The 26,037-nt window shown below is 71.7% G+C and carries 21 protein-coding genes and 1 pseudogene; 4 read left to right on the top strand and 18 right to left on the bottom strand.

Annotated elements, in window-relative coordinates:
- Nucleotides 1-13: 13 nt before the first annotated feature.
- Together E4N62_RS01580 and E4N62_RS01575 are read right to left on the bottom strand one after the other, a co-directional pair.
- Nucleotides 14-1,189, bottom strand: a complete 1,176-nt coding sequence (locus tag E4N62_RS01580; RefSeq protein ID WP_230211596.1) for a cation:proton antiporter — start codon at nucleotides 1,187-1,189, stop codon at nucleotides 14-16.
- Between the two features lie 4 nt (nucleotides 1,190-1,193).
- Nucleotides 1,194-1,694: a cation:proton antiporter regulatory subunit gene (locus E4N62_RS01575; RefSeq protein WP_230211595.1), complete on the bottom strand. Its 501-nt coding sequence runs from the start codon at nucleotides 1,692-1,694 to the stop codon at nucleotides 1,194-1,196.
- A gap of 267 nt (nucleotides 1,695-1,961) precedes the next feature.
- On the opposite strand from E4N62_RS01575, the gene E4N62_RS01570 reads away from it, so the two are divergent.
- The 3 genes from E4N62_RS01570 (at nucleotide 1,962) to E4N62_RS01560 (ending at nucleotide 6,101) form a co-directional block, all read left to right on the top strand.
- Nucleotides 1,962-2,474, top strand: coding sequence for a universal stress protein (locus E4N62_RS01570; protein WP_308184820.1), 513 nt, complete (start codon nucleotides 1,962-1,964; stop codon nucleotides 2,472-2,474).
- A gap of 995 nt (nucleotides 2,475-3,469) precedes the next feature.
- Nucleotides 3,470-5,275: a glycoside hydrolase family 3 protein gene (locus E4N62_RS01565; RefSeq protein WP_230211594.1), complete on the top strand. Its 1,806-nt coding sequence runs from the start codon at nucleotides 3,470-3,472 to the stop codon at nucleotides 5,273-5,275.
- Between the two features lie 160 nt (nucleotides 5,276-5,435).
- On the top strand, nucleotides 5,436-6,101 hold the full coding sequence (locus E4N62_RS01560) for a hypothetical protein (protein WP_374116902.1): 666 nt from the start codon (nucleotides 5,436-5,438) through the stop codon (nucleotides 6,099-6,101).
- Between the two features lie 92 nt (nucleotides 6,102-6,193).
- On the opposite strand, the gene E4N62_RS01555 is transcribed toward E4N62_RS01560, so the two are convergent.
- The 16 genes and pseudogenes from E4N62_RS01555 to E4N62_RS01480 all read right to left on the bottom strand — a co-directional run bounded on the left by E4N62_RS01555 (nucleotide 6,194) and on the right by E4N62_RS01480 (nucleotide 24,855).
- Entirely contained in the window at nucleotides 6,194-7,624 is a 1,431-nt protein-coding gene (locus E4N62_RS01555; protein WP_230211592.1) for a S28 family serine protease, read from the bottom strand.
- 140 nt (nucleotides 7,625-7,764) lie between these two features.
- Nucleotides 7,765-8,145, bottom strand: a complete 381-nt coding sequence (locus tag E4N62_RS01550; protein ID WP_230211591.1) for a hypothetical protein — start codon at nucleotides 8,143-8,145, stop codon at nucleotides 7,765-7,767.
- Nucleotides 8,146-8,252: 107 nt separating this feature from the next.
- The gene (locus E4N62_RS01545) at nucleotides 8,253-12,065 is read right to left on the bottom strand and encodes an ABC transporter ATP-binding protein (protein ID WP_268268899.1); all 3,813 of its coding nucleotides are present in this window, start codon (nucleotides 12,063-12,065) and stop codon (nucleotides 8,253-8,255) included.
- Nucleotides 12,066-12,303: 238 nt separating this feature from the next.
- Nucleotides 12,304-13,530: an MFS transporter gene (locus E4N62_RS01540; RefSeq protein ID WP_230211589.1), complete on the bottom strand. Its 1,227-nt coding sequence runs from the start codon at nucleotides 13,528-13,530 to the stop codon at nucleotides 12,304-12,306.
- Between the two features lie 13 nt (nucleotides 13,531-13,543).
- Complete coding sequence (locus E4N62_RS01535; RefSeq protein WP_230211588.1) at nucleotides 13,544-14,899, bottom strand: hydrolase; 1,356 nt, start codon at nucleotides 14,897-14,899, stop codon at nucleotides 13,544-13,546.
- Entirely contained in the window at nucleotides 14,896-16,149 is a 1,254-nt protein-coding gene (locus tag E4N62_RS01530) for an ATP-grasp domain-containing protein (protein WP_230211587.1), read from the bottom strand. The genes E4N62_RS01535 and E4N62_RS01530 overlap by 4 nt, the downstream gene beginning before the upstream one ends.
- A gap of 33 nt (nucleotides 16,150-16,182) precedes the next feature.
- Nucleotides 16,183-17,244 carry a transketolase family protein gene (locus E4N62_RS01525; protein ID WP_230211586.1) on the bottom strand — a complete coding sequence of 354 codons (1,062 nt, stop codon included), beginning with the start codon at nucleotides 17,242-17,244 and terminating at the stop codon, nucleotides 16,183-16,185.
- Nucleotides 17,241-18,062: a thiamine pyrophosphate-dependent enzyme gene (locus E4N62_RS01520; protein WP_230211585.1), complete on the bottom strand. Its 822-nt coding sequence runs from the start codon at nucleotides 18,060-18,062 to the stop codon at nucleotides 17,241-17,243. Before E4N62_RS01520 ends, E4N62_RS01525 begins: the two co-directional genes overlap by 4 nt.
- The gene (locus E4N62_RS01515) at nucleotides 18,059-19,843 is read right to left on the bottom strand and encodes a M20/M25/M40 family metallo-hydrolase (protein ID WP_230211584.1); all 1,785 of its coding nucleotides are present in this window, start codon (nucleotides 19,841-19,843) and stop codon (nucleotides 18,059-18,061) included. Before E4N62_RS01515 ends, E4N62_RS01520 begins: the two co-directional genes overlap by 4 nt.
- 198 nt (nucleotides 19,844-20,041) lie before the next feature.
- On the bottom strand, nucleotides 20,042-21,112 hold the full coding sequence (gene argC, locus E4N62_RS01510; RefSeq protein WP_230211583.1) for an N-acetyl-gamma-glutamyl-phosphate reductase: 1,071 nt from the start codon (nucleotides 21,110-21,112) through the stop codon (nucleotides 20,042-20,044).
- Nucleotides 21,105-22,424 (bottom strand): DegT/DnrJ/EryC1/StrS family aminotransferase, encoded by a 1,320-nt coding sequence (locus tag E4N62_RS01505; protein WP_230211582.1) that lies wholly within the window; start codon nucleotides 22,422-22,424, stop codon nucleotides 21,105-21,107. The genes argC and E4N62_RS01505 overlap by 8 nt, the downstream gene beginning before the upstream one ends.
- Entirely contained in the window at nucleotides 22,421-23,062 is a 642-nt protein-coding gene (locus tag E4N62_RS01500; protein WP_230211581.1) for a degT/DnrJ/EryC1/StrS aminotransferase, read from the bottom strand. The genes E4N62_RS01505 and E4N62_RS01500 overlap by 4 nt, the downstream gene beginning before the upstream one ends.
- A gap of 250 nt (nucleotides 23,063-23,312) precedes the next feature.
- Nucleotides 23,313-23,741, bottom strand: coding sequence for a hypothetical protein (locus E4N62_RS01495; protein ID WP_230211580.1), 429 nt, complete (start codon nucleotides 23,739-23,741; stop codon nucleotides 23,313-23,315).
- A 247-nt stretch (nucleotides 23,742-23,988) separates the two neighbouring features.
- Nucleotides 23,989-24,153, bottom strand: a pseudogene (locus tag E4N62_RS49210) (RimK family alpha-L-glutamate ligase); the annotation flags it as partial.
- A 32-nt stretch (nucleotides 24,154-24,185) separates the two neighbouring features.
- On the bottom strand, nucleotides 24,186-24,374 hold the full coding sequence (locus E4N62_RS01485; protein WP_046703902.1) for a lysine biosynthesis protein LysW: 189 nt from the start codon (nucleotides 24,372-24,374) through the stop codon (nucleotides 24,186-24,188).
- Nucleotides 24,375-24,708: 334 nt separating this feature from the next.
- Complete coding sequence (locus tag E4N62_RS01480; protein WP_184893811.1) at nucleotides 24,709-24,855, bottom strand: hypothetical protein; 147 nt, start codon at nucleotides 24,853-24,855, stop codon at nucleotides 24,709-24,711.
- A 140-nt stretch (nucleotides 24,856-24,995) separates the two neighbouring features.
- On the opposite strand from E4N62_RS01480, the gene E4N62_RS01475 reads away from it, so the two are divergent.
- Nucleotides 24,996-26,012: a LuxR C-terminal-related transcriptional regulator gene (locus E4N62_RS01475; protein ID WP_230211578.1), complete on the top strand. Its 1,017-nt coding sequence runs from the start codon at nucleotides 24,996-24,998 to the stop codon at nucleotides 26,010-26,012.
- Nucleotides 26,013-26,037 lie beyond the last annotated feature (25 nt).

Here is a 26,037-nt window from a genome sequence, read left to right as displayed (position 1 = left end):
GGGCAGGGAGCGCTCACTGCGGCGTCGCCTCGTGGCGCGGCCTGCGGGTTACGGACGGCAGGCGTGCACTGGAGAAGCGGGTGATCACGGGTCCGGCCACGGCGAGCAGGAGGACATAGGCGGCCACGAGGGCGCCGAGCCGGTCATGACGTACTCCCACCAGGCCGACGATGACGATGGAGAACTCGCCCCGGGCGATGAGCGCGGTCCCTGCCCGCAGCCGACCCCGGCGCCCCGCACCGTCTCGCCGCGCGGCATACCAGCCGGAGGCCACTTTCGTCACGGCGGTGACCAGGGCCAGCAGCAGGGCGGCGGGCAGCACCGGAAGCAACGTGCCCGGGCTCACGGACAGACCGATGGCGAGGAAGAACACCGCGGCGAACAGATCCCGCAGCGGGCTCAGCACCTCCCGCGCCCGCTGTGCCGTCTCCCCCGTCAGTGACAGCCCGACGAGGAAGGCCCCGACCGCGGCGGAGACGTGGACGGCTTCGGCGAGAGCCGCGACGATCAGTGTCACGCCGAGGACCCGCAAGAGCAGCTGCTCAGCCTCCGGATGCGCCAGCAGTCGTCCCAGACGATGCCCCCACCAGTACGACACGGTGAACGCGGCCAGCACCGCCCCGAGGGCCAGCAGCACGCCCAGCAATGCCTGCCGCCAGGTGCCGCCGGCGGCGACGACGGCGAGCAGCGGAAGGTAGGCGGCCATCGCGAAGTCCTCCAGCACCAGCACGGACAGCACCGCAGGGGTCTCCCGGTTGCCCATCCGCCGCAGGTCGGTCAGGAGCCGGGCGATGATTCCCGAGGAGGAAATGTAGGTCACGTCGGCGAGCGCGAGGATCCCGGCGGCGTCGAGCCCGAGCAGCCATCCCGCCACCGCGCCGGGAGCCGCGTTCAGCACCAGGTCGACCACCGCGGAGGGCAGGTGGCGGCGCAGACTGACCGTGAACTCGGGAACTGTGAACTCAAGCCCGAGCACCAGCAGCAACAACACCACCCCGATACCCGCGCCGGTCTCCACGAACGCGCCGGCCGCCGGAACGGGGGCGATGCCTCCCTCGCCCAGGGCCAGTCCGGCCAGAAGGTACAGCGGAATGGGGGACAGGGCGAAACGCCGCGCCAGTGCCCCGAGCAGGCTCAGCGCGGCCAGGATAATCCCCAGCTCCAGCAGCAGGGGGATGGAGATCTGCACCGGTTCAGCCCCGGACGATCTGTTCCACTGCGGCAATGCCGTCGTGGGTTCCGATCACCACCAGCACGTCCCCGGCGTGCAGGACCTGCCCCGGCCCTGGGGAGGGGGTCACCTCCTCGCCCCGGACGACCGCCACGATCGACGCGCCGGTCCGGGTCCGCGCCCGGGTCTCCCCCAACGGCCGGCCGACGTACGGTGTACCCGCCGCCACCTCGACCTGCCCGGCGCTGAGGCCGGGTACTTCCCTGGTGAGATCGGCGAACCGTTCGGCGATGCGCGGGGCGCCGAGGATCTCGGCGACGGTGTCGGCCTCCTCTCCGGTCAGCCGGAGCACGGCCCGTGCTTCGTCGGGATCCTCACCCTCGTAGACGACCACTTCGAAGTCGCCCGACCGCCGGGCGACGACCCCGATCCGGTCGCCGTCGCGGTTGACGAACTCATACCGCAGCCCCACCCCGGGCAGCAGTACCTCGTTGACGTCCACGCACCTCACCCCGTCAGTCATGAATCCGGAACCTGTGCGACCCGCGTACCGGCGGACCCGCTCTACACAGATACTCGGCAGGCGCCGACGGGTACTCGAGCACCGGACGCCAAAGCCCGGCCGGATCCGTACAGATTTGATGCCAGTGTCCTGGCCCGTGAGAGCCGTCGGCAGGGCCAGGCGGCCCCTCCGGCGGCCTGATGGCCCCTTGGCCGCGGTGTGTGGCGTCGCCGAGGCTGGGAGCTGAAGCGGCGGCTCGCCGGTGGCGTTCCGGGACGGGAGTGCGCGATGAGTGATCCGGTGGTCGTTGGGGTGGACGGTTCTGCCTCCAGCCTTGACGCGGTCGATCTCGCGGCCAGTGAGGCACGCCTGCGCGGGGTTGTGTTGCGGCTCGTGCACGCCTTCGGCCACCCTCCCGCACACCTGCCGTCCGGTACGGCACCGTGGAACCCGGCCGACCACGGCCTGGAGCCGATGGTGCACGGGGCGCTGGCCCGTGCCGAGGAACGGGCACATGCCCATGCGCCAGGCATCGACATCGCCCGGTCCGTGGTGGCGGGTGAGGCGCTGGAGGTGCTGGAGGTCGAGTCACGCTCGGCGGCGCTGGCGGTGGTCGGCAGCCGGGGTCTCTCCAGCTTTACCGGGTTGCTGCTGGGCTCCACCGCGGTGCATCTGGCCGCCCATGGCCACTGCCCGCTGATGGTGATGCGCGGCCGCCCCGAGTGCGTGATGTCGATCGGACGTTCCAGCGGGCGGGGTACCACCTGCCGCTGTGGAGCACGGGCACCACGCAGACCGTGACGTTGAACGATCCGCTGGAGGAAGAGACAGCAGCCAACCACGCGGTCCGCTTCTATCTGACCGGTCTGTACGCCCGGGCCCGGAACCTGGAGCGCATGTACTTCTACGCATGGGGCAACGGCAGACTTCCCCTTGTGCTTCAGGCGGAGGGCCAACCACCCCACCGAGGCCGGCCTGTTCGTCGCCCGCCTCCAGCAGTGGCTGGTCGGCGCGGAACTCCGCTCCTGCGGCCGCGGCCCCCAGATCGCACTGCCCGAGAACGTCTGGCAGTGCGAATTCCTCATCCCCGATGAACGGGGCGTGCTCCGCACGGCTCGCATCCGATGGACCCACGCAGGCACGGCCGAAACTCGCGTCAGTGCCGGTGCCCGCGCTGTCGAGCACCTGGACAGCGCCGCGCGGCAGGTTGGCCACCGTGACACGGTGCGTGTCACGGAACGAACAGTGCTGATCCGGTACAGCTGACTGTCAAGCCCTGGGTTTCGTGGAGACTGCGGACTGCCCCGAGTTGGGTGGAGTCAAGATGCTTGGTGGCGTCAGCGCCAGGCAGACCGGTGCCGGCGGGGCACGGGGCACAGCCCCTGCTCTGCAGGGGCGCGGGGAACTGCGCGCAAAGCCCTACCGGAGCCGCACCCGCCGACGCACACGCCCCAGCTCCCCGGCGCAACACCCGCCCCACCCGCACCACCTTCCGAAAACGCCCCCTCCCGGGAACCCGAACCCACCCGCCCCGTCCAACCCCCATGCCGCCGGATGAGTCTCCGCAGTGCGGTGTCGGCCTCGCTGCTGGCTGCGAACGCTGACCAACCCTCTCCGCCGCCTGCGGCCGGCCGCACGCCGTCACCGGCGCGCCCCCCTCCACAGCGCCGGTGACGGCCCCTCAGTCCCGCCACCCGCCCGCGTCGCGTTCCCTTGACCGGAAGAAACTTCCCGGATAATCGTGACACCTTGGAAGTTTCCTTCAATCCTCCGGATCTCCGGAAGGAGCGACGCACGTGCCCTCCAGACGTACCGTTCTCGCCGCCACCGCAGGCGTCACCTCGGCACTGGCCCTCGGCACCGACGCACAGGCCGCCCCCCACCGCCACGACAAGAGACTCCGCGCCCTCATCGCGCGCATGAGCCTGGAGGAGAAGGTCGGCCAGCTCTTCGTGATGCGGGTCTACGGGCACTCGGCGACCGCACCGGACCAGGCCGACATCGATGCCAACCTCCAGGAACTGGGCGTCCGCACGGCCGCCGAGTTGCTGGAGAGGTACCGGGTCGGCGGGATCATCTACTTCTCCTGGGCGCACAACACCCGCGACCCGCACCAGATCGCCGCCCTCTCCAACGGCATCCAGCGGTCCTCCCTCGCCCTCCCCCGGGGCCTCCCCGTCCTCGTCTCCACCGACCAGGAACACGGCATCGTGGCCCGCGTCGGCAGGCCCGCCACCCTGCTGCCGGGTGCGATGGCCCTCGGCGCGGGCGGCTCCCGCTCGGACGCCCGTGAGGCCGGACGCGTCGGCGGGGCCGAGCTGCGGGCGCTCGGCATCCGGCAGGACTACGCCCCGGTCGCCGACGTGAACGTCAACCCGGCCAACCCCGTCATCGGCGTCCGCTCCTTCGGCGCCGACCCGGACGCGGTCGCGGGGCTGGTCGCCGCGCAGGTGCAGGGGTACCAGGGGGCGGGGGTCGCGGCCACCGCCAAGCACTTCCCCGGCCACGGGGACACGGCCGTCGACAGCCACTACGGCTTCCCGGTCATCGAGCACACCCGGGAGCAGTGGACGGCCCTGGACGCCCCGCCGTTCCGGGCCGCGATCCGCGCCGGCATCGACTCGATCATGACCGCGCACATCATGGTCCCCGCGCTGGACCCCTCCGGCGACCCGGCCACCCTCTCCCGCCCGATCCTCACCGGCATCCTGCGCGAACAGCTGGGCTACGACGGGGTCGTGGTCACCGACTCGCTCGGCATGCAGGGCGTACGGGAGAAGTACGGGGACGACCAGGTGCCGGTGCTGGCGCTGAAGGCGGGCGTGGACCAGCTTCTCAACCCGCCCTCGATCGACGTGGCGTGGAACGCGGTCCTGGCCGCCGTACGCTCCGGCGAGCTGACCGAGGCTCGGCTCGACGAGTCGATCCTGCGGATCCTGCGGCTCAAGGCGAAGCTCGGGCTGTTCGAGCGGCCGTACGTGAGTGAGGCCGGGGTCGACCGGGTCGTGGGGATCCGGCGGCATCTCGACGCCGCCGACCGGATCGCGGAACGGACCACCACGCTCCTGGTCAACGAGGGCTCGCTGCTGCCGCTGTCCCGGCGTACGCACCGCAATGTGCTGGTGGTGGGCGCCGACCCGGCCTCCCCGTCGGGCACCACGGGGCCGCCCACGGCCGTCCTCGCCGCCGAACTCACCTCGCTGGGCTTCTCGGCCACCAGCCTGTCCACCGGTACGGCCCCCGCCCCGGACCTCGTCGACCAGGCCGTGGCGGCGGCCCGGGGCAAGGACGCCGTGGTCGTGGGGACGTACAACGTGACGGCGGACAGCACCCAGCGGACCCTGGTCGCGCGGCTGCTGGCCACCGGGGTGCCGATGGTGGCGGTCGCGCTCCGCAACCCGTACGACGTGGCCCAACTGCGGCAGGTGAAGGGCTACCTGGCCTCGTACTCCTGGACGGACGTCGAGGTCCGGGCGGCCGCGCGCGTGCTGGCCGGGCGGGTGGCGCCGCGCGGGAAGCTGCCGGTACCGGTGCGGCGGGCCGACAAGCCGGCGCAGGTGCTGTACCCGATCGGACACGGCCTGACGTACGGACCGGCCTGACGTACGGATCCGGCCACGGACCCTGGTGTAAAGCTCCTGGCGTACGGGGCCTACGTCGCACTCCTCGCGCATCACCCCCAAGTGGCGCAAAGCGCACGGTATGTCTGGCGTGGCCCTCGGCACGGGGCCACGCTGGACGGGGGTTCATCGGGGGGTGCTCATGTGGCGTGTGTGTCTCGTTCGACAGGTGTGCACAGGGGTGCTCGCGGCCGCCGTCCTGCTCGCCGTGGCGGCGCTCGCCGGCTGTCAGGCCTGGTCGGGCGGGGTCGGCGAGGAGTCCGGGGAGCGGGCGGCCGCGACCGCGACGGCCGCGCCGACCCGGCCGGCCGGGTACGGGACGGTGTTCCTCGGGGTGGACGAGTGCAGTTCGTTCGGGACGACCAGCTTCAGCGAGGTGCCCTGTGCGAGCGAGCGGGCCGCCGCCCGGGTCGTGGCCCGGCACGACGGCCGGGTCGGGCAGGGGCCGTTGTGCCCGCCGACCACCGACTTCGTCCTCCACATCAGCGAGTCCGCCGACGACCGCAACGGCTACGACGAGGACGGCGACGGTTCCGTCCCGCAGGGCTACGCCTGTATGCGCAAGCTCCAGCCGCCGCATCCGGGCGATCCCGGCGGCGGGGGCGGCCCCCGCACCATCGTCGGCGACTGCGTCTACGGCGCCGGCCGGGGCGAGGTCCGGGAGACCGCCTGCGACGGCGGGGGCAAGCACGCTCCGGAGTACGAGGTGACGACGGCCGTCGACAGCGAGGCACGGTGTCCTGCCACGACCGACCTGTACGTGCGGCTGGGCGGCAGCCGACCGGTGGGGTGCGCGGTGCCGGTGTGACAGGGGTCGTCGCAGACAGGGGTCGAGCCCCGGGTGCCGCTGTTCGGCGGCCCCGGGGCTCGACTCGCTGTGACGCTTCTGCGCCTGGCGCGCTACGGCCTCAGCGTGGGCTCCCGCTCGACGTCACGCTTGTCGAGCTTGGAGTCGAACTTCGCCAGCGGCTTGGCCTTGCTCGGGTCCGCCTGGACGGCGGCCGGGGCGACACCCGCCCACTTCAGGATCCGGGCCGTGGCCAGGTCCTTCTGCGCCTCGACGAGACCGGTGACGTTGGCACCGTGGTTGGCGCCGGGGGCCGTGAACACGTACGAGTCACGGGCCTTCTTGCCCAGGTGGAACGGCTCGGCGCCCCACGGGTCGTTCTGCCCGTACACGAAGAGCATCTGCTTGGCGTTGTCGCGGACCCAGGTGTCGACGTCCCGCATCGCCTTCGGCTGGAACTTCATCTTGATGTCCCGGGGGACGAAGTTCCGGGGCGGCTGGTAGCCGTAGCGGATGTACTTCTTCTCGATGTGCGGGAACTTGATCGTGGGCGCGCCCAGCTGCGTACCGGCCTGGTAGAAGTACGGCGTGTACGGCTCCAGACCCTGGTCGGTGTAGAAGGAGAAGCCGGAGATCGTGTCGATCGACGTCCAGATCTCGTCGTCCGTGGCCTTCCTGGCGTCCTTCGGGATGACGTCGCTGTCGCAGTCGGCGAGCGTGCTGTACTGCCAGAAGCCCCAGACGTAGTCGAGGACGACCGCCTCGTACGCCTTGTCGAGGCTGCCGACCGTCTTGAAGGTGAAGCCCTCGGCGGCGGCGACCTCCGCGTACTTCTTCTCCAGCGGCTCACGACGGACGAGGGCCTCGCGCTGCACGGCGTTCAGCCGGTCGCGGCACTCCTTGGTGCCGACCTTGGCGAAGAACCGGTCGTACGCCGAGTCCTCCTTGTTGACGACGTCGTTGGGGGCGACGTACGCGACGACGCCGTCCATGTCCTTCGGGTAGAAGCGCTCGTAGTAGGTGGCCGTCATACCGCCCTTGGAGCCACCGGTGGAGATCCACTTCTTGCCGTAGATCTTCTTCAGCGCCTTGAAGATCCGGTGCTGATCGCTGGCCGCCTGCCAGATGTCGAGCTTGGACCAGTCGGCCGGGTCGGGCCGGGACGGGTTGAAGAAGCGGTACTCCATGGAGATCTGGTTGCCGTCCACGATCTGCGTGGGCTCACGGCGGCCGGGGTTGGTGGAGACGTTGTAGCCGCCGGTGTAGAAGACCGTCGGTCGGGCCGTGTCCTTGTGCAGCACGGTGATCCGCTGCTTGAACGTCCCCTTCTTCGGGTTCCTGTGGTCCACCGGCTGGGTGAAGCCCAGGACGAAGAAGCGGTAACCCGGGTACGGCTTCTCCTCGATCAGGCTCACCCCCGGTATCGCGAGCAGCCGGTTCTTGATGTCACCGGCGTCCGACCCCGCGGCGTGGGCCGTCCCCGCCGTGCTCAACGTGCCTATGAGCACGACGAACGACAGCACCCATCCGAGTGCTTTGCGCATGCGTTCTCTCCCCTATGCAGCGGCTGTGCGCCGGAAGCTATCGGAGCGAGTGCCGGGGCACCAGGGAAGAAAGGGGCCAACTGGACTGCTCTCGACCGCAGATGGGAGCGATAGGGAAAACCCTGTGCCCCCGGGGGGGTTCACCGCAGGATCCAGCCCGAGTCGAAGGTCTCGCCGCCGGCGCGGGCCTTGATCCGTACGGCGCGGCGGCCGGCGTGGACCGTCACGGGGCCGGCGGGGCGCTTCTTGTTGAGGACCCACCGGCCGCCCCGGGCCCGGATGCGGATGGTGCCCTTGCCGGCCTGCTTCCTGGGCACGAGGACGGCGCAGACGTAGCGGCTGCCCCTGCGGTAGACCCGCACGGTGCCGGCGTCGGAGGTCAGTGTCCGCACCTTGCGCCCGGGGCACGACGCGGCGGCGGCCTCGGCGCTCGCCGCCGGGCCCGCCAGGGTCAGCAGACCGGCGATCGTCAGTACGGCCAGCACGAGCGCCGTCGGCCGACACGTCCCCCGCCTGCTCACTCGCTGCCCCTCCCGTCACATGGCCGTACTGATGTACGGACGCACGCCCCCCGTCGAACGGTTGCGCGCGCGGGGCGAAACGCCCCGAAGGTCCCCTGTGGCCGCAGTTATGACCGCAGCGCCGGCTCGCCCACGAAGGTCCGCCAGAGGGCGGCGTACCGGCCGTCGCGGGCCAGCAGTTCGTCGTGGGTGCCGTCCTCGACGACCCGGCCGTGGTCCATCACGACGACGCGGTCGGCGCGGGCGGCCGTGGTGAGGCGGTGGGCCACGACCAGGGTCGTACGGCGGCCGGCGAGGCGGTCGGTGGCCTGGTTGACCTGCGCCTCGGTGGCCAGGTCCAGGGCCGCCGTCGCCTCGTCGAGGAGCAGGATGTCGGGGTTCACCAGCTCCGCGCGGGCCAGCGCGATCAGCTGGCGCTGTCCGGCGGAGAGGTTGCGGCCGCGTTCGGCGACCTCGTGCAGATAGCCGCCGTCGAGCGTGGCGATCATGTCGTGGGCGCCGACGGCACGGGCGGCGGCCTCCACCTCGGCGTCGGTGGCCTCGGGGCGGCCGTAGGCGATGGCGTCCCGGATCGTGCCCTGGAAGAGGTACGCCTCCTGCGGGACGACGCCGAGCCGGTGCCGGTACGAGGTGAGGTCGAGGTCGCGCAGGTCGGTGCCGTCGACCGTGACCCGGCCACCGGTGGGGTCGTAGAAGCGGGCGACCAGTTTGACCAGCGTGGACTTGCCGGCGCCGGTCTCGCCGACGAAGGCGACGGTCTGTCCGGCGGGGACGGTGAGCCTCACACCGCTGAGGGCCGCTTCCCCGTCGATGGCGGCCCCGTACGCGAAGTCCACGTCCTCGAAGGCGATCTCACCGCGCAGGGAGAGCACCTCCAGGGGTGCGGGGGCCGCCTTCGTCGAGGTCGGCTCCTGGAGGAGTTCCTGGATGCGGCCCAGGGAGACGGTGGCCTGCTGGTAGCCGTCGAAGACCTGGGAGAGCTGCTGGACGGGGGCGAAGAAGAGGTCGATGTAGAGGAGGTAGGCGACCAGGGCGCCGGTGGTGAGGGTGCCCGCGTCGACCCGGTGGGCGCCGACGACCAGGACGGCGGCCGCCGCGGCCGAGGACAGGAACTGCACGAACGGGAAGTAGACCGAGATCAGCCACTGGCCGTGGACACGGGCCCGGCGGTAGCTGTCGCTGTCGGCCGCGAAGCGCTCGCCGCCCGCGCGCTCGCCGCGGAACGCCTGCACGATCCGCAGCCCGGCCACCGACTCCTGGAGGTCCGCGTTGACCACGGACACCCGCTCACGGGCCAGCTCGTACGCCTTCACGCTCGCCCGGCGGAAGAAGACCGTGCCGACGATCAGCGGCGGAAGCGTGGCGAAGACGACGAGGGCGAGCTGTACGTCGATCACGACCAGGGCGACCATGATCCCGAAGAAGGTGACGACGGAGACGAACGCGGTGACCAGTCCGGTCTGCAGGAAGGTCGAGAGCGCGTCGACGTCGGTCGTCATCCGCGTCATGATCCGGCCGGTCAACTCCCGCTCGTAGTAGTCGAGTCCGAGGCGCTGGAGCTGGGCGAAGATCTTCAGACGGAGGGAATAGAGGACGCGTTCGCCGGTACGGCCGGTCATCCGCATCTCGCCGATCTGCGCCACCCACTGCGCGAGGACCGCGACCAGCCCGAGCAGCGACGCGGCCCAGACCGCGCCGAGGGCCGCCTGCGAGACACCGTCGTCGATCCCGTGCCGGATCAGCACCGGCAGCAGCAGACCCATGCCCGCGTCGACGGCGACCAGGGCGAGGCTGAGGGCGAGGGCCGTGCCGAAGCCGCGCAGCAACCGCTTCAGGCCGTACGACTCCTCCGGTGCGACCGCGCGGGCCTCGTCGATGCCGGGGGTGTCGGTCGCCGGGGGCAGCGCCTCCACCTGGGCGAGGAGTTCGGGGGTGGGGGGTGCCGTCGAAGGCGGTGTCCCGGGCTCCCGGTCGCCCGTCCACAGCCGGGGGGTGATGCCGCGCTCGGCGTCGAACTCGGCGTCCAGCTCGTCCCGTATCGAGTCGCGGACGGTGATGTCCTCGGCCTCGGTGAGCGAGGTCGGCGGGGTGTGGCCGGGCGAGACGCCGCCCAGTTCGTCGGGGTCGGTGAGCAGCCTGCGGTAGAGGGCGGAGCGGCGCTCCAGCTCCTCGTGGGTGCCCAGGTCGGCGAGGCGGCCGTCGTCGAGGACGGCGATGCGGTCGGCGAGACCGAGGGTGGAGCGGCGGTGGGCGATGAGGAGGGTCGTGCGGCCCTCCATGACGTGCTTGAGCGCCTCGTGGATCTCGTGCTCCACGCGGGCGTCGACCGCCGAGGTCGCGTCGTCGAGGACGAGCAGGCGCGGGTCGGTGAGGATCGCGCGGGCGAGGGCGACCCGCTGGCGCTGGCCGCCGGAGAGGGTGAGGCCGTGCTCGCCGACCTTGGTGGCGTAGCCGTCGGGCAGCTCGGCGATGAAACGGTCCGCCTGGGCGGCGCGGGCGGCCGTCCGGATCTGCTCGTCGGTGGCGTCCGGGCGGCCGTACGCGATGTTGGCGCGGACCGTGTCGGAGAAGAGGAAGGAGTCCTCGGGGACCAGGCCGATCGCGGCGCGCAGCGAGTCGAGGGTGAGTTCGCGGACGTCGTGGCCGCCGATGAGGACGGCGCCGCGCGTCACGTCGTAGAAGCGCGGCAGCAGGAGCGAGACGGTCGACTTGCCGGAGCCGGAGGAGCCGACGACGGCTAGGGTCTCGCCGGGCCGGATCTCGAAGCTGAGGCCGTCGAGGACGGGGCGGATCTTGCCGGAGGCGTCCTCATAGCCGAAGGACACGTCGTCGAACTCGACGGTCGCGGGCGCGTCGGCGGGGAGGGTCTTCGTGCCGTCCGCGAGCGTCGGCTCGGTGTCGATCAGCTCCAGGACGCGTTCCGTGCCGGCGCGGGCCTGCTGGCCGACGGTGAGGACCATGGCGAGCATGCGGACCGGGCCGACCAACTGGGCCAGGTACGTGGAGAAGGCGACGAACGTACCGAGCGTGATGTGGCCCCGGACGGCCAGCCAGCCGCCGAGCGCCAGCATGGCGACCTGGCCGAGGGCGGGGACGGCCTGGAGGGCGGGGGTGTACCGGGAATTGAACCGGATGGTGCGCAGCCGCCCGGCGAACAGCCGCCGCCCGACCTCCCGGAGCTTGCCGGTCTCCTGCTCCTCCTGCCCGAACCCCTTCACCACGCGTACGCCGCTGACGGCGCCGTCGACCACGCCCGCGACGGCGGCGGCCTGGGCCTGGGCGTACCAGGTGGCGGGGTGCAGCTTGGTGCGGCTGCGCCGGGCGATCCACCACAGGGCGGGGGCGACGGCGATCGCGACCAGGGTGAGCGGAACGGACAGCCAGGCCATGATCACGAGGGAGATCAGGAACAGCAGGAGGTTGCCGATGGTCATCGGCAGCATGAAGAGCAGGCTCTGGATCAGCTGGAGGTCGCTGGTGGCGCGGCCGACGACCTGGCCGGTGGACAGCTCGTCCTGGCGGCGGCCGTCGAGGGCGGTGATCGTGCCGAACATCTCGGTCCGCAGGTCGTGCTGGACGTCGAGGGCGAGGCGGCCGCCGTAGTAGCGCCGGATGTAGGTGAAGACGTACACGAGGAAGGCGGCGCCGATCAGGGCCGCCGCCCAGGGGGTCATGTCCCGGGTCTTGTCCCCGATCACGTCATCGATGATCACCTTGGTGATCAGGGGGACCAGCGCCATCACGGCCATACCGGCCAGGGACGAGCCGAGAGCGAGGACCACGTCCTTGGGGTACCGCCAGGCGTATCCGGCCAGTCTGCGCGCCCAACCTCGGTCGCCCCCCTGTTGCGCTGCCACGCCGGTGCCCTCCGTTCGTCCTGGTCTCCGCAAGTGACCAACACGGCGGGAGTGGGATTTCATCCCACCGCGATATTTGGGGCCGGGGCGCCTGGTGGGTGGGGGCCGACTGTTTCGTTGGCGGGTGCGGCCCGGTGCGGCTTCTCGCGCAGTTCCCCGCGCCCCTGAAAAGCCGGGGCTGCGCCCCGTGCATTTCAGGCCCGCAGGGGCCTGGTCTTTTAGGGGCGCGGGGAACTGCGCGAGAAGCCCCACGCGCCCGCAGCCGCCAACGAAGCAGGCACCCCCGAGCTATGCGGCGCCCCTACGCCGCAGCCCCCTCCCGCTCCTCCTCCGCGGCCTCGACGGCGGCAGCCGTACCCTCATCCCCGCTGAACAGACAGATCGCGGCGCACCCGGCGGCGATCAGCGCGGCGATGTACCAGTTCGCGCCCGGGACGTCCCAGGACAGGGCCAGGTCGAAGAGGATGCCCGCCAGCAGGGAGCCGATCATGTTGCCGGCGCTACGGAAGAAGTGCATCGCGCCCATGGCCTTGGCGAGGCGGTCCGCCGGGACCTTGCGGGCGACCCAGATGTCGAAGGAGGGGACGAAGAGGATCTCGCCCAGCACCACGGTGAGGCAGCCCACGACCACCCAGGGGACCGTTCGGCCCGCGCCGAACGCGGTGAAGGCGACCGTCATGCCCGCCAGACCGAGCGCCATCACGGCCCCCGGGCGCAGGTGCTTGATCAGGAACTTGAACAGGGGGTACTGGAGCACCAGCACCGTCAGCCCCGTGATCCAGAAGGGGGCCGACGGCGCCCACCCGGACGCGTACTCCTCCATGTGCAGCGGGATGCCGACCATGAAGCCGATGGAGAGGAACCAGAAGACGGCCGAGAGGAGGAAGTAGCGGGTGGCACCGCGCACCTCGATGGCCTTGAAGACGGCCGTGCTCAGCAACGGAGGCTTGGCCTGGTCCGTCGCGGGGGCCGCACCGAACCCGTCCCTCGGGATGAACGCCGAGGACGCCAGGCAGAAGCCGATGAAGATGGCGAAGACGACGGAGAAGAGGGTGCGCAGGTCGACGTCCGCCAGCAGACCACCGACCAGCGCGCCGCCGAAGAGGCCCACCTGCGCGGACATCTGGAAGGTCGAGAAGGCCTTCGGGCGCTCGTCGTCGGGGTACGAGACGAGGATGTTCTTCAGGCCGGGGAAGGCCGTGCCGGAGCCGAGGCCGATGAGGAAGGCGAGCACCGAGTAGACGACGACGCCGTCGCCGAAGCCCATCAGGAACAGGGCCACCGCCTCCGTCGCGGTGCCCGCGAACACCGCGCCCCGGATGCCGATCCGGGCCGCGACCCCCTCGTAGAAGAACGTCGCGGCGAGGCGGCCCACGTAGGTCATGCACATCACGACGCCGGCCCAGAAGCCGCTGTCGGTGCCGCCGAGGGAGGCGACGAGGACGGGGAACCAGATGAAGTTCCCGATGTGGGCGAGGAAGATGCCGGCGTTCACGCCGATCAGCGCCCGCCTGCGTTCGATGGTCACGCGGCCGTTCCCTTCAGGTCGGTGGTGGCGGTGCCCGCCCGGAGGTCCGCGATCTCGCGGGCCAGCGCCGGGCGGTCGATCTCCGTGCCCCGGACGACCGTGCGGACGGGCAGGGCCGAGAGCGGGCGGTCGGGGCCGAGGGGTGGAGGAGGTTGTACGTGGCGGGGGCGCCCACGCTCAGGGGGTGCTCGCCCGTCGTGTCGCCGCTCAGCTCGGCGAAGTAGCGGCGGCCGCCGACCGTGGCCTGGTGGCGCAGCATCCCGTCCAGGGAGGCGTCGTCGCCGCGCAGCAGGTCCAGCTCGCTGAGCAGGGAGTAGCCGTGGTAGGCGCCGGTGTTGCCGGAGTCGGTGCCGACCAGCAGATCGCCCCGGCCGAGGGCGGCGAGGGCGTTGCGGCGCATGTCGGCGAGGGCGGCGGTGCGGGTCTCCTGGACGCCGTACTCGATGCCGTACGGCTTCTCGATGCCCTGGACGAAGTCGAGGTTGCGGACGTCCTGGGTCTCGGCGAAGCCCTCGCGGGAGTATTCGGTCAGGAACTCCTCGCCCGTCATGATCATCGGGCGGAGGCCGGCCAGGGTGGACACGAACCGCGCCCCCTCGAACTCCTTCCAGTCGATCTCGTCGAGGGTGCGGTCGCGCACGGTGTGGGCGAAGAGGCGGAAGCCGCACCCGTACGCCCAGCGGGTCTCCTGGAGGGTGTTGCAGTCGATGACCGCCGTGACGCCGCGTTCCCGCGCCATGCGGGCGGTGAAGCTGAGGACCCGCTCCGAGAGGCGGGAGAAGCGGACCGGGCTGCCGGGCTGTTCGGTACCGTCGGTGAACATCACCTTCAGGAAGGTGCCGCCACGTTCGGCGTTGGCGCGCAGGGCGTGGTCGAGGTCGGACTCGACGGCCAGCATGTACACCGGGGCCGGGAACTCGACGCCGTGGCCGGTGCGGCCGGCCGCGTCGGTCGTCGCCGTCACCGCGTAGCCGCAGTGCACCATCTCCGGGTACGGCCACGGGGAGGCCTCCCGGCCGGTCGCCCAGGCGTCGGCGACCAGCGGGAAACCGAACATGTCCACGACGTGGGTGACCCCGTGGTAGAGGTACTGGAGGGCCACGATCCGGGGGTCCTCGACCGTGTCGTCCCAGTTCGCGGGGAGCGAGACATGGGCGTGGGTCTCGGTGTAGCCGGGCCAGAGCTCGCGCTCACCGCCCTGCCGGGGGCCGGTCCTGGTGAAGGCCGCGAAGACGCCGTTCTCCGTGGTGACGTCGTACAGCGCCTCGGGGTCGAGGGCCGGGACGGCCACCCCGCGCAGGGTGACCGGTCCCTCCTTGCCGCGTGCGGCCTCGCCGCGTACGGCCCGGCCGCGTACGGCCTCGCTCATCGGGCCACCTCGACCTTCAGGCGCAGGTCGATGGCGTCCAGGGCCTCCTCGTTGCGCTTGTTGACCTCGTCGCGGTCGGCGCCGGTGAAGATGACGTGGCCGATCCAGTCGAAGTTGCTCTTGGAGAGACGGCTGACCTCGACGCCGGGCTTCTTGTAGGCGAGGGCGCTGTGGAAGCCGGGCAGGTCCTTCAGGCCGTCGAAGCCGATGGACTCGACCGTGCCGGCGACCGGGGAGCCGAACCAGTGGCCGCCCGCGATGGTCTCGCCGGGGAAGGGCAGTTCGGGGCGCTCGCCGAGGGCCTGGCGGATGACCTCCAGGTAGGCGTCGACACCGGAGCTGATCCGCATCAGGCTCGGCACGATGCCGCCGATGAGCCGGCCGTTGACCTCGCACAGCACCGGGCCGTCGGGGCCCAGCAGGAACTCGGTGTGGATGAAGCCGAAGTCGACGCCCAGCTCGTTCAGGACCTTGGTGGTCATCTCGAACAGCTCGTCCTGGAGCGGGTGTCCGGTGAAGTAGGTGGCGCCCATCTCGATGAAGTGCGGGAAGCCGCTCAGCGGGCGGTCGGTCAGACCGAGGTTGACGACCTCGCCCTTGCCGAGCACGCACGACTCGACGGAGATCAGCTCACCGGTGACGAACTCCTCGATCAGGATGTCGGGGATACGGACGACGCCGCGTCCGTAGTCGACGACCTCAGCCAGCTCGGCGAGGTAGGCGGTCAGGTCGTCCTCGTCCTTCAGGTGCAGGACGTGCAGGCTGGCGGTGCCGTCGGACGGCTTGACCACGCAGGGGAAGCCGATCTCGCGGACGGCCGCCTCGACCTTCGTCGGGTCCGAGACGTGCGCGAAGCGCGGCTGCCGGATGCCCTTGCCGTCGAGGGTGAGACGGGTGAGGTGCTTGTGGCGGGCGTTGCGGGCACCGTCGACGCTCATCCCGGGCAGGCCCAGCGCCTCGGCGACGGCGGCGGTGTGGACGGTGTGGTACTCGCTGTACGTGGTCACGCCGTGCACCGGACGCTCGGCGTGCACCTCGCGGGCCAGGGAGGTCAGCTCCTCGATGGAGAAAGCCTTCTCGCTCTTGACGACCCGGCAGTTGGGGTGCGCGTAGGCGGCCTCGGTGAGCGGGGAGACGGCGAGGTAGAAGTCGGGGTCGACCGAGACGAGGGTGACGTCGTGGCCGAGGTCGAGAGCGTTCGCGATACCGGCCATGCCGTTCGGGTTGCATTCGATCATGAGGATGTGCATGTCAGGACTCCTTGAAGAGGTGTGTGGGGGCGATCAGTTCGTGGGGACCAGTGCGTCCAGTACGGCGGGCAGGTCCAGGCCCAGCGCGGCCATGACCTCGTCGTGGTCGCCGCCCTGGGAGGGCCAGCTCCGGTTCGCGCTGACGGACGTGACCCGGCACTCCGGCAGCAGCAGCGCGAGCGCCTCCGCGACGCCGCCCTGACCGCGGTGCTCCTCGACGACCACGAACCGGGAGTGACGGCGGGCGAGTTCGGCGGCTGCGCGCGTCAGGTTCTCGTGGTCCAGGTGGACGAGGTGCGCGTGGGAGGTGCCGGGCACGGTCCGCCGGGCGTCGAGGGCGAGACGGGTGCCCTCCTCGCCGACGGAGACGAGGCAGACGGGGTCGTGGGCGGTGGCGGTGCCGGTGCCGGTGCCGGTGCCGGTGGCGGTGGCGGTGGCGGTGGCGGTGGCGTCGAACTCCCAGTTGACGAGCGGGAGTTCGTCTCCGGCGACCGGCAGGGACTCGTACCGCGCGTTGCGTCCCGTACGGATGTAGTGCGGGCGGCCGGAGCGGACCGCCTCCCGGACCACCGCGCGCATCTCGGCGTCGCCGTAGGGGGCCGCGATGGTCACGCCCGGCACGCTGCGCAGGATCGCCAGGTCCTCCAGGCAGTGGTGGGTGGTCCCGAACCAGGCGCCGGAGACACCGGCGTAGGGCGCGACGACCGTGACCCCGGCGGCCAGGTAGCCGAGCGTCAGCTTCAGGCTCTCGGCGGCGCGCAGGGCGGCGAACGGGGCGAAGGTGCTGACGAACGGCTTGTGGCCGCCGGCCGCGAGGCCCGCCGCCATGTCGACCATGGCCCCCTCGGCGATCCCGAGGTTGAAGAAACGCTCCGGGTGGGCGGCCTGGAAGGGGTGTCCCTTGCCGCCCAGGTCCGCCTCCAGGCAGACGATCGTGTCGTCGGAGGCGGCGAGCCGGGTCAGCTCGTCCCGGTAGGCGTCGCGGCCGGAGAGTGTCACCGGCCGCTCGTCGGTGGAGGTCGAAGGGGGCGCGGGGGCCACCGTTGCCGTGCGGGTCGAGGCGGTCGCGGCGGCCGCGGTTGCCGAGGGGTTCATCGGATCGCTCGCTTCCACTTGGCGGCGCGCGCCTGGTCGATGGTCACGTAGTGGCAGCCGGCCCTGCCCTCGACGGCCCGTACGCCCTTGCCCTTGACGGTGTCGGCGACGACCGCGAGGGGGCGGCGGGCGGCCGTGCGGTCCTCGGCCAGGAGGGCGGTCAGGGCGCCGAGGTCGTGGCCGTCCACCTCCGTGACGTCGAACCCGAACGCGGCGAACCGTTCGGCGAGCCGGGGCAGCGGGGAGATGTCGGCGACCATGCCGTCGTTCTGGCCGCCGTTGCGGTCGACGACGAGGACGAGGTTGCCGAGCTCCTGCGCGGCGGCGACCTGGCAAGTCTCCCAGACCAGGCCCTCCTGCAGTTCGCCGTCCCCGGCGACCGCGATACCGAGCCCGTCGCGGCCCCGCAGCCGCTGCGAGAGCGCCCAGCCTGCGGCGTACGGGACGCCGTGGCCGAGGCTGCCGGTGGGGAAACGGACACCGGGCACCTTGGGGCCGGGGTGGCCGGTGTAGGGGTGGCCGGCGAGGCCGTACAGCGGGGCCGGGTTCTCCGGCAGGATCCCGCTGACGTGCAGGGCCGCGTAGAGCCCGGCGGCCGCGTGGCCCTTGCTGAGGACGACCTCGGTGCCGTCGTCGGCGGAGGCCCGGTGCAGGGCGGCGATCAGGATGTCGAGGACGGAGAGACTGCCGCCGAGGTGGCACCCGCGCGGGCTCGCCGCCATGTCGACCACCAACCGCCTTGCCTGGACGGCACGTTCGGCGAGGGTGGCCGTCACGTCGCCGCCGACCTGGAGGTCTTCGCGTACGGCCGTGGTCATCGTCGGCTCCCCTCGGGTCCGGCGGGCAGGGTGAACCAGCGGTGGACCGCGTCGGCGAGCAGGCTGCGGGCGGTGCGGTACTCCATGGGGTCGATGCGTTCCTCGTCGGTGTGGTCCAGGGCGGAGTCGCCGGGGCCGTACGCCACCATCGGGACGTCGTGCCAGGTGGTGGCCAGCGTGTTCATGTCGGACGTGCCCTTCTTCACCACGAAGCGGGGCCTGATCCCGGCCTGTGCGAAGGCCCGGGTGAAGACCTTGACCAGGGCGCTCGACCGGCCGCCGGCGTGCCCGGGGGTGGCCCGCAGCACGTCGACGCGCACGTCGTCGGCGGCGTGCCCCAGCGCGGCGGCCGTGAGCGCCGCCACGTCGACCTTGGGCGGCACCCGGAAGTTGAGGATCCCGACGGCGGTCGAGCGCTCGCGCCCGTTCTCCACACGGGCGTCGATGACCGCGCTGAGCGCCTCCGGCGCCTCGGCGAGCACCGACGCCCGGATCCGGCCGAGGACGTCGATCAGGTGGTCCGGCGCGGACACGGCGTCCATCCCGGCGGAGTGGCCGCTGGCCACGGACGCCGTGATCCGGAGCTTGAACAGCCCGAAGTAGCCGAGGGTCAGGGTCTCCGAGCCGCTGGGCTCGCCGATGACGACGGCGTCGGCCGGGTACCGGTCGCGGACGTGGAAGGCGCCCTTGGAGGAGGAGATCTCCTCCTCGACCGCGCCGACCACGCGCAGCTGGGCGTCCTCGGGGAGGTCCGCGTGGGCGAGCACCTCCAGGAAGTTCGCCAGGCTGCCCTTGGCGTCGACGCTGCCCCGCGCCCACAGTTCGCCCTCGCGCCACTCGGCCGGCCAGTGGTGCGGAACCGTGTCGAGGTGACCGAGGAGCAGCAGTCGCCGGGGGCCGTCGCCCCGGGTCGCGACGAGGTTGCCGACCTCGTCCACATGGGCGTCGATGCCGCGCTCCCGGCACCACTCGGCCAGGTAGGCGGCGAGTTCGGCCTCGTCCCGCGACACCGACGGCACACAGGCGACCCGGGTGAGCAGCCCGAGGTCGGCCGCCGGTTCCTTCGTGCGCCAGAACCGGGTCCAGCCGGACGGTACGCCCATCGTGTGCGGGCCGGTGATGGCGACGTCGGCGCCGCTGTCCTTCATGGCGATCTCGGCGGCCCGCACCTTCTGCCGCATCCTGCCGCCCGCGTACTTCGCGCCCTCGCCCGGATAGGCGTCGTACAGCGTGGAGTCGGGGACGGACGGGTCGGTCAGCAGTCCGGCGGTGCCGGTGACCAGCCGCAGATGGTCGGCGCCGAGCGCGCCGGTCAGCACGGCGGCGAGCACGTCGGCGTCCACGTTCAGCGGGGCGCCGCCCGCCGGGTCGGCGACCGGCGGCGCCAGACAGACCACGTCGTACGCCTCCAGCAGCGCGGTCAGGCCGTCGACGTCGACGCCCGTCGGCACACCGGCCCGGTGGTCGCGGACGACCAGGGTCCGGCCCTCGCCGGACACCGCCTTCAGCGGCCGGTTGGCCCTGCCGCTGACCAGCCCGCCGCGCGCGGCGACGGAGGTGAACACACTGAGCCCGAGCGCGCGCAGCTCCCGCTCCACGGCGGGCAGCGTCACCCGCTCGTAGGCGTCGACCAGGTGGGGCATCTCCTCCGGCGGGCAGTACCGCACGGAGTCCCCGCCTGCCAGCCGCAGGTGCGGCATGGGCCGGTCGATCGCGGCGTAGTGCCGCTCGATCCCGGTGGCCCCGCCGGCCACGAGCAGCACCCGGGCGCCCCGGGCCACCAGATCGGCGAGCTCCTTGTGGATGGTGCCGCGATCGAGTGTGGCGCTGCCAGCCTGACCACGTAGAGGGGGCGGGTGGAACGGAGGGCGGGGCGGGGGCCGAGAGGGACGCGGCCCGCGCGTCGGGGGCTGCGGCCCCGGCCGCAGCCGCAGCCGCGGGGATCGGTGGGGTCATGACCGGTCGTTCCATCTGCGTCGTCATGGGGACACCGCCGTGGTCGGCAGGCCGGCGGTCTCGTCGAAGCCGTGGATCAGGTTCATCGCCTGGACTGCCTGGCCCGCCGCGCCCTTGATCAGGTTGTCCAGGGCGGCGACGGCGACGACCTGCCCGCCCTGGACGGCGATGGCGACCTCGGCGACGTTCGAGCCCACGACCGCCTTCAGCATCGGGAAGTCCTGCGGGGCCTTCGGCGCCGGGCGGACCCGGACGAACGGCTTGCCGACATACGCCTTGGCATAGGCTCGCTTGACGTCCAACGACGTGACGCCGCCTTGGAGTTCGGCGTACGCGGTGACGAGGATGCCCCGGGCCACGTCCAGGCTGTGCGTGGAGAAGCGCAGGTCCACGGCCGCACCGGTGAAGTCGGCGATGGCCTGCCGGACCTCGGGCGCGTGCCGGTGCCCGTACAGCTTGTGCACCCGGAAGTTCCCGCTGCGCTCGGCGGGCGGCTCGCCGCCGTTGCGGCCGCCGCCGGTCGAACCGGTCTTGGCGTCGACGACGACCCGGTCGGTGGCCAGCGGCTCGGCGCCGGCGAACAGCGGGTACAGGGCGTAGATCGTGGTGACGGCCATGCAGCCGGGCAGGTTCACGAACCGCCCCTCGGGCACGTCGCCGCTCAACTCCGGTACGTAGTAGGCGAAGTCCTCCAGCGGCGGGTGCTCGGCCGTCCTCGGGTAGTGCGCCCGCACCTCGTCCTCGGCCCGCAGCCGGAAGTCGCCGCCCAGGTTCAGCACCCGCTTGGCGTGGGCCGCGATCAGCGGCAGCCGCTCGGGCAGCGCCCCGGTGGGCAGACAGCCGAAGGCGACGTCCACGGGGTCGGTCTCCGCCAGTTCGGCCAGCGGCCGGAACTTCAGCCCGCCCGCCTTCGGGTGGTTGCGCAGCCACGGGTGCACGCTGCCGATGGAGGCACCGGCGGCCCGCTCGGCGGACAGGAAGGCCAGCTCGACGTGGGGGTGTTCGAGGAGCAGCCGGATGACCTCGCCCCCGGTGTAGCCACTGGCCCCGACGACGGCTACCCGGATCCGCTCGGGATTCTGGATGTCAGCCAAGGCGGGCCGCCTTCTCGTACGGCCGGACGTAGTCGCGGTCCTGGACGAGCTTGCGGATGGCGTCCGGGCGGCGGGCGACCTTCCGGAAGGCGTCGGCGTACCTCAGGATCCGCTCGTACTCGACCGGGGAGCGCAGCTCGCGGCAGAGGACGAGGGTGGAGTCGAGCATGCCGAGGGTGACGGGGAAGTCCTCCGGCCGGTGGTCGCGCACGGCGCCCGGGTTGAGGCTGAAGGGGTAGCCGTTGCCGAACCCGTCCCGGTGCCGGAAGGGCAGGTGGCACGGGATCGGCGTGTTCTGCCACTCGCGGGCCGGCACGCCCTCCGCGAGCAGCAGCTCGTGCACGGCCTCCTTGACGGCGTACACGGGCAGGTCGTCGAGGCCGACGGCCTCGGGGTGCAGCGTGACCCGGTACATGTTGTACGCGTGGACGTGCCCGTCCGGCACGTGCGGCGGCGTGAACAGCCCGGTCTCGCGCAGGGCGTCCCCGAGCAGCGCGGCGTTGCGGGCGCGGATCTCGTCGTAGTACGGCAGTCGCTTGAGCTGGCTGCTGCCGAAGGCGGCGGCGACCCAGGACATCCCGTAGTCGATGCCGTGCTCGGCGAGATAGGCGACGGCCCGCTCGTACGAGGCCTCCCCGGCGAAGAAGGCGATGCCGCCCTCGCCGCCCAGGGGGAAGTTCTTGTCGGCCATCAGGCTCTGCCCGGCAGCGTCCCCGAAGGAGCCGGCGACCCGGTCGCCGATCTTCGCGGAGTGGGCGTGGGAGGCGTCCTCGACGAGGGCGATGCCGTGCCGGTCGGCGAGCGCGCGCAGCGCGGGGACGTCGGCGGGCAGCCCGTGGACGTGCACGGGCATGAGCGCGCGGGTCCGCTCGGTGATCGCGGCAGCGGCGGCGGCCGGGTCCATGCAGTACGTGACCGGGTCGACGTCGACGAAGACGGGGACGGCGTGGGCCGCGACGACCGCCTGCGCGGTGGCGATGAACGTGAACGCCGGCACGATGACCTCGTCACCGGGCCGCACCCCGGCGCCGACGAGCGCCATGTGCAGGCTGGATGTGCCGCTGGCGGTGGGCAGCGCGAACCCGGCGCCCACGTACGCCCGGTAGGCCTCGGCGAAGTCGGCGACGACCTTCTCGGGCGCCTGCCGCTGGGCGAGCATCAGGTTGAACACGTCCTCCTTGGTGATGACCGGGAAGAGCGTGCGGCGGAGCGCCTTGGGGATGATCTCGGCGCCGCCCAGGGCGGCGAGCTCGTCGTCGAGGTCCGCCGGATTCGGCAGCGGCAGCGGAGAGTTGGGGAAATCAGTGATCATGACTGGTTCGCTCCGGAGATCGCGGCGGGGCGGTTCTGTACGGCCTGGGTCAGGGCCATCCGCACACAGGCGGCGACCAGCGGGCTGAGCCGGTAGTTGAACTGCACGCCGGGGACGAGGTCGGCGTCCGCCTCCTCCTGCGTCCACATCGTGCGCAGGTCGTAGGCGCCGAAGATCTTCAGCCGCTCGGCGCGGGCCCAGAGCTTCGGGTCGTCGGTGAGCACGGCGGCGGCCGGACCGAAGCCGAGGCCGGTCAGGTCGACGACCAGCGCCGGCGCGGTGGCCCCCGCGGCCAACTCGCCGAGCCGGTCGGCGTTGGCCGGGTCCAGCGCGAGGTAGTCGTACGCGACGGGCTCGTCGTACGACGTCACGCGCACGCCGAGCCAGGCCAGGAACGCGGCGGTCTCCGCGTCCGGCTCCGCGAGGGCGACGCTGTCGCCGTGGCCGATCCCCTGACCGGCCAGCGCGGCGTGTATCGCCCCTGTCCGGCTGTTGAGCAGCACGGCTTTGCTGCGCCGCGTCTTCTTCGTCAACAGCCGTTCGAGACCGGGCAGTTCCCGGTCGCTCTTCTCGATGCTCATCACCACACCCGAGGTCAGAACCCGGGTGAGCACGGTGGCGGTGTCGAACAGTTCCATAGGACGTAGGCCTCTCTGATGCGATTGCGTGAAGAGGGGTGGGGTGCGGCCCGGTAGGGCGGGCCGCGCAGTTCCCCGCCGCCCTGAAAAGCCGGGGCTGCACCCCGTGCTTTCGCCCCTGAGTGGCCGCAGGCCCTCAAGGGGCGCGGGGAACTGCGCGAGAAGCCCCACCGGGCGGTCAGACGGAGGTCGAAGGGGTGCAGCCCCCGGGGAGGGACGGGTAGGGGCGGCGGGGGCGAAGAAGACCCCGCTAGACGGCGGCCGCGGTCAGCGACACCTGCTCGGCCACATACGCCGCGTACAACCCCGCCACATCCACCCCATGCTCCGCGGACGACTTGGCGAACTCCGGATTCGCGTTGACCTCAAGGACCAACAGCTCCCCCGCCGCCCGGTCCTCCACCAGGTCGACCCCGTAGAGCCCGGGCCCCAGCACATCCACCACCTGCTGACACAGCTTGTCGATCTCGGCGGTCACCTCGACCCGCTGAACCCGTGCCCCCAGATGCGTGTTCGTCCGCCAGTCCTCCGACACCCGCTGGATCGCCACCACGGGCGTCCGCCCCACCACGACGACCCGCAGATCGTGCCCCGGCTTGTCGACGTACTCCTGGACGACCACGGGAAACAGCTTCCCGCCCGCGTCGGCGGACTCCCGCCCCGGCCCACGCCTCGACACACTCCGCGTTGGCCATCCTGGTGACCCCCCGCCCCCACGAGCCGCTCACCGGCTTGACGACGGCCGGTATCCCCAACTCGTCGACGGCGGAGCGCACTTGGTCGTAGCTGAAGGCATGCCGGGTGACCGGGTGCGGAATGCCGTGGCGGGTGAACAGCAGTGACTGCAGCCCCTTGTCGTTGCAGGCCTCGATGACGGAGGACCGGTTGAGGGTGGTCACCCCGGCGTACTCCAGCCGCCGGGAGACGCTGATGGCGTCCCGGTGGGACAGGTTGCGGATCACGGCGAGAGCGGGCGGGCCGCCGGTGCGGCCCGCCACGACCTCCGCCAGATCCTCCATCAGCAACGGCCGGGCCGTCAGCCCCTCGGCCCGCAGCGCCCCGAGGAGCAGTTTCTCCTCGGGCCGCAGCATCGTCACCGAGAGCAGGACCTGATCGGCGGTCGTCACTCGCCCCAGTCCTCTTCCACCTCGGGGGCGAGGTCGAGCCGGGCGCCGGCGGCGGACCGCTCGACCACCTCGTGCTCCTGGCCGCAGGCCGTGCACTCGGTGATCTCCCCCTTTTCCCAGTCCTCCTGGACCTCGAATTCGGTGTCGCACACCAAGCACTTCGGTGCGGCAATGGCGGTGGTCATTTCCTTGGACTCCCTCGTTCGTTCACTGTAAAACCAGCTGCCGGAACCCGTGAACCGGCAGCAGGAATTCACCGGACATGGAATGGATCTCGACGGCCCCCCGAATGGGATCCCGCCCCGGCCGGACGGCTCTCCCGTGAACCGCTTTCTTTGCTAACTCGCACGGTCAGCAAGTCACTTGACGTTCCGTCAAGTACAGCGCGACGCCCCTACGCCATACGAACGCAGCGTGAGCGCAGGATGAGCGCTGTGCGATCGCCACGCGCGCTTCGCGGGCCCACTACGCGCGTCATGCATACGCTTTACCCGCGTTGAGCAGGTCGGCGTCTTCGACTCAGGGCCAGCCGGGGTCGCCCGGCGCGTTGGACGCCTGGGCGCTCGCGACCGTGGTGCGTTCGGCCGTCTCGGCGGCGACAGAAAGGGTCAGCACCGCGGCGGCTACAAACGCGAGCGCCCCGGCCATTCTGCGCATGTACTTCATTTCCCGTTCCCCCCAGAAGAATTCTCGGACTCTCGGCTCTTCGCCGGTGTCCACACGAAGAGCATGCCGTGGTCGGCCGGTTGCCGGAAGTGATTGAAGGGGTCATGATCGTGCACTGCAGGATTCTGAAGGGGGATGGCATGTGCGGTGAGTCGGACATACCCGGGGGCGACGGCTCCCTCGTGGAGGTGTGCGGTGCGGGCATCGAGTTCTATCGCACCGCGCTGCGGGCGGGAAGGGCCACGGCCGCGGAGGCGCCCGGCTGTGTGCGCGCGTTCGGGCTCGTGGCCCCGGCGGTGGACGACCCGGAGGCGCTGGTGCCGATCCCGCCCTCGGTGGCGACGGCGGCGCTGGCCCACCCGAGGGAGCGGCTGATCCTGGAGCAGCAGCAGGCCCTGGCCGCCGTACGGGCCTCGATGTCACAGGCGGAGAGCGTCTACCGCACCGCCCGCCGCAAGGAGAGCGAGTCCTCCCAGCGGCTCACCCCCGCGCCGGCGATCACCGCCGCGCTGGACGAGGCGATCCGGGGCACGCGGATCGAGCTGCTGACCGCGCACCCGGGCGGCAGGCGCCCCGAGGAGGTCCTGGTCAAGGCCCTGCCGCGCACCCTGGAGGCCCACCGCAAGGGCGTCAAGCAGCGCACGCTCTACCAGCACACCGTCCGCGCCCACGGACCGACCCTCGACTACATCAAGCAGGTCACCGACCTGGGCGTCGAAGTACGCACGGTGGACGAGGTGTTCGACCGGATGATCATCTGCGACCGGTCCGTGGCGTTCATCCCCGACATGGGCAAGGACCACGGCACCCACGCCCTCAAGGTCACCGACCCCGGCGTCGTGCACTTCCTGGTCTCCGCCTTCGAGTACGCCTGGGAACGGGCGAGGCCGGTCGTCTACGAGCAGGACCAGCAACGCCCCGCGCTCCTGACCGACGAGACCCGGCTGCATGTGCTGCGCCTGATGGTCGACGGCTACACCGACGCCGCCATCGCCAGCCGGCTGGGCATCAGCCCCCGTACCGTCGCCAGCCACCTCAAGAAGGTCGGCGACCTGCTCGGCAGCAACAGCCGTGCCCAGCTCGCCTATCTCACGGCCAAGAGCGGGCTGTTGGAGGACGGCGCGACGACCGACTGCGGCTGCGAACAGCGGAGTTGACGGCCCGACGCCGGTGGCGGAGGCG

Source organism: Streptomyces sp. MNU76 (assembly GCF_020982545.1).
In the GTDB taxonomy this organism is placed as follows: Bacteria; Actinomycetota; Actinomycetes; order Streptomycetales; family Streptomycetaceae; genus Streptomyces.
Note: the sequence above shows the minus strand (reverse complement) of the source record. Positions and strands in the feature narration are given on the sequence as shown.

Coding starts and splice junctions, on each gene's coding strand:
- E4N62_RS01575 (WP_230211595.1), bottom strand. CDS start 1,694: ATGACTGACGGGGTGAGGTGCGTGGACGTCAACGAGGTACTGCTGCCC.
- E4N62_RS01570 (WP_308184820.1), top strand. CDS start 1,962: ATGAGTGATCCGGTGGTCGTTGGGGTGGACGGTTCTGCCTCCAGCCTT.
- E4N62_RS01560 (WP_374116902.1), top strand. CDS start 5,436: ATGTGGCGTGTGTGTCTCGTTCGACAGGTGTGCACAGGGGTGCTCGCG.
- E4N62_RS01555 (WP_230211592.1), bottom strand. CDS start 7,624: ATGCGCAAAGCACTCGGATGGGTGCTGTCGTTCGTCGTGCTCATAGGC.
- E4N62_RS01545 (WP_268268899.1), bottom strand. CDS start 12,065: ATGAAATCCCACTCCCGCCGTGTTGGTCACTTGCGGAGACCAGGACGA.
- E4N62_RS01535 (WP_230211588.1), bottom strand. CDS start 14,899: ATGAGCGAGGCCGTACGCGGCCGGGCCGTACGCGGCGAGGCCGCACGC.
- E4N62_RS01530 (WP_230211587.1), bottom strand. CDS start 16,149: ATGCACATCCTCATGATCGAATGCAACCCGAACGGCATGGCCGGTATC.
- E4N62_RS01525 (WP_230211586.1), bottom strand. CDS start 17,244: ATGAACCCCTCGGCAACCGCGGCCGCCGCGACCGCCTCGACCCGCACG.
- E4N62_RS01520 (WP_230211585.1), bottom strand. CDS start 18,062: ATGACCACGGCCGTACGCGAAGACCTCCAGGTCGGCGGCGACGTGACG.
- E4N62_RS01505 (WP_230211582.1), bottom strand. CDS start 22,424: ATGATCACTGATTTCCCCAACTCTCCGCTGCCGCTGCCGAATCCGGCG.
- E4N62_RS01500 (WP_230211581.1), bottom strand. CDS start 23,062: ATGGAACTGTTCGACACCGCCACCGTGCTCACCCGGGTTCTGACCTCG.
- E4N62_RS01485 (WP_046703902.1), bottom strand. CDS start 24,374: ATGACCACCGCCATTGCCGCACCGAAGTGCTTGGTGTGCGACACCGAA.
- E4N62_RS01480 (WP_184893811.1), bottom strand. CDS start 24,855: ATGAAGTACATGCGCAGAATGGCCGGGGCGCTCGCGTTTGTAGCCGCC.
- E4N62_RS01475 (WP_230211578.1), top strand. CDS start 24,996: ATGTGCGGTGAGTCGGACATACCCGGGGGCGACGGCTCCCTCGTGGAG.